Origin of the sequence: Thermovirga sp., from assembly GCA_012523215.1 — a bacterium.
Classification (GTDB): Bacteria; Synergistota; Synergistia; order Synergistales; family Thermovirgaceae; genus 58-81.
In genome coordinates this window covers 1-6,202 of sequence record JAAYIZ010000085.1, presented here as the reverse complement: position 1 = coordinate 6,202, position 6,202 = coordinate 1, and the positions used below count along the sequence as shown (strand labels likewise).

Genomic DNA, 6,202 nt, shown 5'->3' with positions numbered 1-6,202 from the left:
CCCCCGATGCCCTTCATCTGCTTGATTATGGAGTGCAGCCTCACCCCGCTCCTCAGCGAAAGCGATATCAGCCTCCCGATGGCCTCGGTGAAGGCCATCGTCTCGTGCCCCGATTTGCCCATGGTGGTGAAGACCTCCACGGGCCGGCCATTCACCTCGTTGACGGTCAGGTAGAGGTTGCCGTAACTGGTGGGTATCTTGGCGGTCTTCCCGCCCAGGATGAAGGGGCGCTCCATGGGGCTATCCACTTCCAACACCTGCGGTATCGGGAGGGCCTGCTGGACGGCGGGCTTGTCCACGTAGAGGACCTGGCCCGAGCGGCATCCGTCGCGGAAGACGGTGATGCCCTTGCAGTGGGTCTTCCAGGCCAGGATGTAGGCCTTCTCCACGTCCTCGACGGTGGCGCTGTTGGGCATGTTGATGGTCTTGCTGACGGCGTTATCCACGTACTCCTGGAAGGCCGACTGCATCTTCACGTGCCACTCGGGGGCTATCTGGTGGGAGGTCTTGAAGACCCTGGCGATAGTACCCGGTGATTCGCCCCTTTCCAGGGCCTCCACGTAGTAGCGGTTGCGGTAGGAGAACCGCTTTCCCTCCAGGACCTCCTTGGTGAACTCCAGGGCGAAGACGGGCTCAATGCCCGAGGAGCAGTCGGCGATCATGGAGAGGGAACCCGTGGGCGCGATGGTGGTAATGGTGGAGTTCCGCAGCCCCGAATCGGGAAGGGCCGGGCACGCTCCCCTGGAAAGGGCCAGGGCGGCGCTCTCCTGGCGGCCCGCCGAGTTTATGGCCTCCATGATGCTCCTGCCCAATTCGAGGGCCTCCTCCGAGTCGTAGGGTATCCTGAGCTGGAAGAGCATATCGGCCCATCCCATCACCCCCAGGCCGATCTTGCGGGTCGACTTGACCATCTCCTCGATCCGGGGGAGAGGGTAGCGGTTCACGTCGATGACGTCATCGAGGAAGCGCACGGCGAGCCTGGTGGTCAGCCGGATCTTCTCCCAGTCGACCTTGCCGTCTTCCACCATGCCGCCCAGGTTTATGCTCCCCAGGTTGCAAGCCTCGTAGGGAAGCAGCGGCTGCTCGCCGCAGTTGTGGACGACTAGGCCGTTGGCGTCGAAGGCGTTCTCGCCCGGCACCATGGCATCGAACACTTCCTCGACGCCGTCGGGGGCGATCGACCCGATGGTGGCCGTGAAGGGATCGCCCTCGGGCCCTCCCTCGTCGGAACCGAGGGTCTTCAAAAGTTCGTCCTGCCTTCCCTGGTCTTTGAAGCCAACCCTTTCGGCGAAGAGACGGGCGCTTGCCCCCGAGACGACCAGTTCGGGCCACCCGGGCGGCAGGGACGGAAGCCCCTCGTCCCCGACCCCGCGGATAGTGCCGACAATGCCAAGGCGGAGGAGCATTCTCTGGGCGGTTTCCAGGGTCGGCAGCGAACACCGCTCCAGGTGAAGGCTCGCTCCCTTTTCCCGTTCATCCCCGACGGAGCCCTTCGCTTCGAAGAGTCCCCGCAGGAAACCCTCGGCAAAAGCCGATGATGTCCCTGTTTCCATCTCCTGGCTGAAACTATTGTCCCCTCCGGGCATCGACGATCCGTCATCCTCGACGGCCCTCAACCCGGCCAGGTAGCCCTCTTCGGCGGTGCCCGGGCCGGGCCATTCCGGCCCCGACCTGTGATCGTTGATCTTTATCCTGTCGCCGGGCCTGAGGCTCCCGGCGGCGATCCACTCGAGATCTTCTCCATGGCCTGTTTCCCGCCCCACTTTGAGGACCGGGTGATCGGCGGTGAGCCTCAAACGAAAGCCCTCCCTGGTCTCCAGGAGGAGAACCGATTTCTCACCCGTTTTGAAAAACCCCTCACCGGAAGAGGGCACCACCTTTCCGTTCACCACGAGGCCTATCTTCCTGCCGCACAGGTCCCTGGCCCGTTTCGGCCCCTCGACGGTGTGAACGATGGTGTCGCCGGTGACGCAGGGGTTGGTCGACGTGATGGGGCCCAGGTGAGCCAGGGGGTTGTCCCTGTTGAGTTTGTCCAGGAAGACCATGCCGGGGTCTCCGGTTTTCCAGGCCATCTCGCATATCAGCGCCATGAGTTCCCTGGCTTTGACGGTGCGGACCACTTCCCTGGTCCTGGGGTTCTTCAGGTCCCAGTAACCGTCATTTTCCACGGCCCTCATGAAGTCGTCGGTAACGCCCACGGAGATATTGAAGTTGACGAGTTTGCCCTCTTCGGTCTTGGCCTTGATGAAGTCGAAGACGTCGGGGTGATCGGCGTTCAGGATGCCCATGTTGGCGCCCCTCCTCATCCCCCCCTGCATGACCACCTCCGTGGCGTGGTCGAACATCCCCATGAAGGAGACGGGTCCCGAGGCCACTCCGTTTGTGCTGGAGACCTTGTCCCCCCTGGGCCTGAGTTCGCTGAAGTTGTACCCCGTGCCCCCGCCGGATTTGTGTATAAGGGCCATGTGCTTCAGGGAATCGAAGATGCCCTCCATGCTGTCCTCGACGGGCAGCACGAAGCAGGCCGCAAGCTGCCCTCCCTGGCGCCCGGCGTTCATGAGAGTGGGGCTGTTGGGGAGAAAGTCCAGGCGGGCCATGATATCGTGGAACATCTTCACGATGGTCTCGTCGGTGGGGTCCTCCTCGGCGGCGGCGACGGAGCGGGCCACCCTCCAGAACAGCTCGTCGGGCGTCTCGATGACCTTGCCGTCCTCATCCCTGAGGAAATACCTCTCCTCGAGAACCCTCATGGCATTGTCCGATAAGGATTGGTCCCTCTTTTCCGGGTTTCCGGATCCGTCCATGGTCATGATCTTCCTTTCTCCTTCGCCCCTGGGGGGTACTTGATGTGTGGTTAATTCTGGCTGGACCCTCAACATATAGCGTATCACAAATCCAGGAGCCCTATAATACCCCCTTTGTTTAAATCCCGAAACAGGCCCTTCGGCTCAGAGAACTCTCAGGGAAAGGGACTTTGAAAGCTCCTCGAGAACCCTTATCCCCCCTATGGAGTTGCCCCTCTTGTCGAGGGCCGGGCCCGCGACGGCCACCCCGGCCCTGCCGGCTACGGACCCCATGATCCCGCCTCCTACCCCGCTCTTGGAGGGAAACCCCACCCGCACAGCGAAGTCGCCGGACCCGTCGTAGAGGCCGCAGGTCATCATCAGGGCTCTCAGGATCAGGGCATTCCTCCCGGCGAAGACCCGTTCGCCCGTCAGCGGGTTCACACCCCCACCGGCGAGGGTGGCGCCCATGACGGCCAGGTCCTCCACGACGCACTCGATGGCGCACTGCTGAAAGTAAGAATCGAGAATGTTCTCCACGTCCCCTTCCATGGCCCCCACGCTCCGCAGGAAGTACCCCAGGGACCTGTTCCTGTCGCTGGTTTCCTTCTCTGAGGCAGCCACCGCCTCGTTCACTCCGAGTTCCTCGTTGCCCGACATCCTGCGCATCGTCTCGAGGACGGCCGCAAGACGCTCGGAACTGTCGTTGAAGGGGAGCAGCGAGAGGACCAGGATGGCGCCGGAGTTGATCAGGGGATTCTGGGGCCGGTGGGGAGCCCTCATCTCGAGCCTCATGATGGAGTTGAAGGGGTCGGCGCTGGGCTCCGCACCGACCCGGGAGAAAAGGGCCTCCTCACCGCAGATCTCGAGCGCCAGGCCCAGCGATGCCACCTTGGAGATGGACTGAACGGTGATCTTCGTACCGGTATCCCCCGCCGAGCAGACCCGGCCGTCAAGTCCGCAGTAAGCGACGGCCAGGGCCGAAGGATCGGCCTTGGCCAGTTCGGGTATATAGGTCGCCACCGACCCTCCCTTCAGGACGCTCCTACCGAGATCGACGGCCTCGTTCAGGACGATCTCCATCATTTACCCTCCTTTCATACCGCCTTCGGGAGTAACAAAGACCATGCTTGCTGCTATTATAAGGGGCGATTGCGCTTCGAAACCCCTTTCGACAAGGAAAAAGGACGAAACTGAAGGAAGTACCCCCCGACGGAAGAGGGTTCATCACGACGACCTGGGAGAAGACCTTTTGAACAGATACCGTTCGGTGTTCCTGTCTGACCTGCACCTGGGGACTAGATGGAGCCGCCCGGAACAGCTCGGGGTGTTCCTCGGCAGGGTGCGGTGCGATTTTCTTTACCTGGTGGGAGATATAATCGACGGCTGGAAGGTTTCGCGCCTCCGTAACATGAGCGATTCCCACAGGGACATCCTGAAGAGGCTCGGCACCCTCGCCCGGGAGTCGCAGGTCACCTTCATCCCCGGGAACCACGATGAGTTCCTGGACCGTTTCCTGGGCCTGAGAAAGGCCAGGATGTTCTTTCGCGACAGGGCCTTTCACAGGACCGCCGATGGGAGGTGCTTCCTCGTCTCCCACGGCGACGAGTTCGACCCATCGGTCCGTGGCTCGAGGTTCCTCAACACCCTGGCCGGAAGGGCCTACGAACTGGCGCTCTGGTTTAACGCGGCGCTGCCCCTGGCCGAAAGGCGCCGGCGATCCATCGCGGGGCTGCTAAAGAGGAAGTTCAAAAGCCTCGCCTGCGCCCTCAGCGGCTTCGAGAGAAAGATCATCGCCGAGGCGAAGCGGGCCGGGCTTGACGGAGTTATCTGCGGTCACCTTCACAATCCCTTCATCAGGGACGTAAGGGACGTGCTTCTTTGCAACTGCGGCGACTGGGTCGAGCACCGCTCCGCCCTGGTGGAGCACTTCGACGGCCGCCTGGAGGTGCTGAACCTCGACGAGGCCGGCAGTCTCATTCCAGGAAGGCCTTGAAGAGGGATCCCAGATCGACGCCCCCGATGACCCTGTCCTTGTAGGTTTCGAATATCTCCTTTCGTGCCTTCTCGAGGGTCGGGGGCCGGACCCCGTTGCGGATGGAGACGGCGGCCTCGACCATGGCGGCCAGCTTGTCGCAGGCCTCGATGAGGGATCCGTCGAAGGGATCCCATTCATCGGTGTCGTAGAGAAAATCCATCTCCGAAGACCCCAGGCCGATGTGGACCCCGCCATCCGAAGGGTCCCTGACCTTGTTGGAGAACTCCTCCTCCGTCAGGTAGCGTATCTCCCGCCTCCATCCCTCCGGCAGGAGAGGCAGGAGCCTGGTCTCCATGGATTCCTTCTCGTACTCCTTTATCAGTTCCTCGATGCCCTCGACGGACCGCTTGACCGGCGAAATTATGTCGCGGGTGAGCACCTCCGGGAGGTCATGGAAGAGCCCGCCATAAAAGGCGTTGCGGAGCCTCCTGGGTGAGGAACCCCTTTCAAGGGAGGCGAAGTAGGAGAGGGAGGCCACCACTAGCAGGTGTTCCAGCACCGACGTGGCGGGCACCCTGGGGAGCTGCGCCCACCGGACCTGGAACCGAAGCTGCCCGCAGAGGTCGATGAAGGCGAAAAGGCCCTTGTCGGTCATGCCACGCCGTATCATGATCTCCCTGACCCCCGCCAGGTCGATATGCTCCTCCACGCGGCTCTCTATCTCCCTCCGGGTCTCCTCGATCCCCCAAAGGTCACGGTTGAACCGGTAGATCATTCTGAACTCCCAGTCGGTGGCCAGGAAGTGGGCGGCCCGGAGGATGACCTTTTCTCTTCCCGAGAAAGGGCGCTCTTCGAGGTAGCTCCTGAAACGGCCCCAGAAGCCACCCCCCAGGGGTTCGAAGGGGCCGGCCAGTCGCTCCAGAACGAGCCTGTTGAGCTTCTGCCCGTGCCTTTCCATCATCCTGTGAAATACGGGGGGCTTGATATCGGTGAGGACCATCCTCTGGAGGAATTCGAAGAGCCCTCCCTCGATCAGGCGGACCCAGTCCAAAGGTCTCCCCTGGTCCTCCTCGCAGCGAGCGATGACCCAGGCGATGATCATCTTGTGGGCCTGCTTGGCCAACTCGGTGAACTGCCCCGGCCTCGCATGATCGTTCCATCTCGTCATCGACGCCGCGGAGAAAATAGTCTCCACCACGCCCGGCGTGATCATGACCTCGTCCTCCCTTCCAAAGGGATAGGGATGGGATTCCTTTTTCTCTACTCTATCATCGGCGTCCAGGGGGGGGTCACCCCCGCTATTCGCGGCTACCCCCGAGGTAAGACCTGCGTATTTCGGGGTCCCTGGCAAGGTCAGGACCGGGGCCGCTTTTGACGAAAAGGCCCGCCTCGAGGATATACCCCCTGTCGCTTATCTCGAGGGCCTGGGTCGCGTTCTGTT

The 6,202-nt window shown here is 62.1% G+C and carries 5 protein-coding genes; 1 reads left to right on the top strand and 4 read right to left on the bottom strand.

Going from position 1 to position 6,202, the window contains the following annotated elements:
• Both GX108_02495 and glsA read right to left on the bottom strand, forming a co-directional pair.
• Positions 1 to 2,810, bottom strand: a 2,810-nt coding sequence (locus tag GX108_02495; protein NLO55917.1) for a ribonucleoside reductase class II, incomplete at its 3' end; no start/stop codon positions are given.
• A gap of 138 nt (positions 2,811 to 2,948) precedes the next feature.
• Positions 2,949 to 3,866, bottom strand: coding sequence for a glutaminase A (gene glsA, locus GX108_02490; protein ID NLO55916.1), 918 nt, complete (start codon positions 3,864 to 3,866; stop codon positions 2,949 to 2,951).
• 169 nt (positions 3,867 to 4,035) lie between these two features.
• On the opposite strand from glsA, the gene GX108_02485 reads away from it, so the two are divergent.
• Positions 4,036 to 4,779, top strand: coding sequence for a UDP-2,3-diacylglucosamine diphosphatase (locus tag GX108_02485; protein ID NLO55915.1), 744 nt, complete (start codon positions 4,036 to 4,038; stop codon positions 4,777 to 4,779).
• Here GX108_02485 and GX108_02480 read toward each other — a convergent pair.
• Positions 4,760 to 5,974 (bottom strand): HD domain-containing protein, encoded by a 1,215-nt coding sequence (locus GX108_02480; GenBank protein NLO55914.1) that lies wholly within the window; start codon positions 5,972 to 5,974, stop codon positions 4,760 to 4,762. The genes GX108_02485 and GX108_02480 overlap by 20 nt on opposite strands.
• Before the next feature lie 85 nt (positions 5,975 to 6,059).
• Positions 6,060 to 6,202 (bottom strand): ABC transporter ATP-binding protein (locus GX108_02475; GenBank protein ID NLO55913.1); only part of this gene is annotated, 143 nt, incomplete at its 5' end.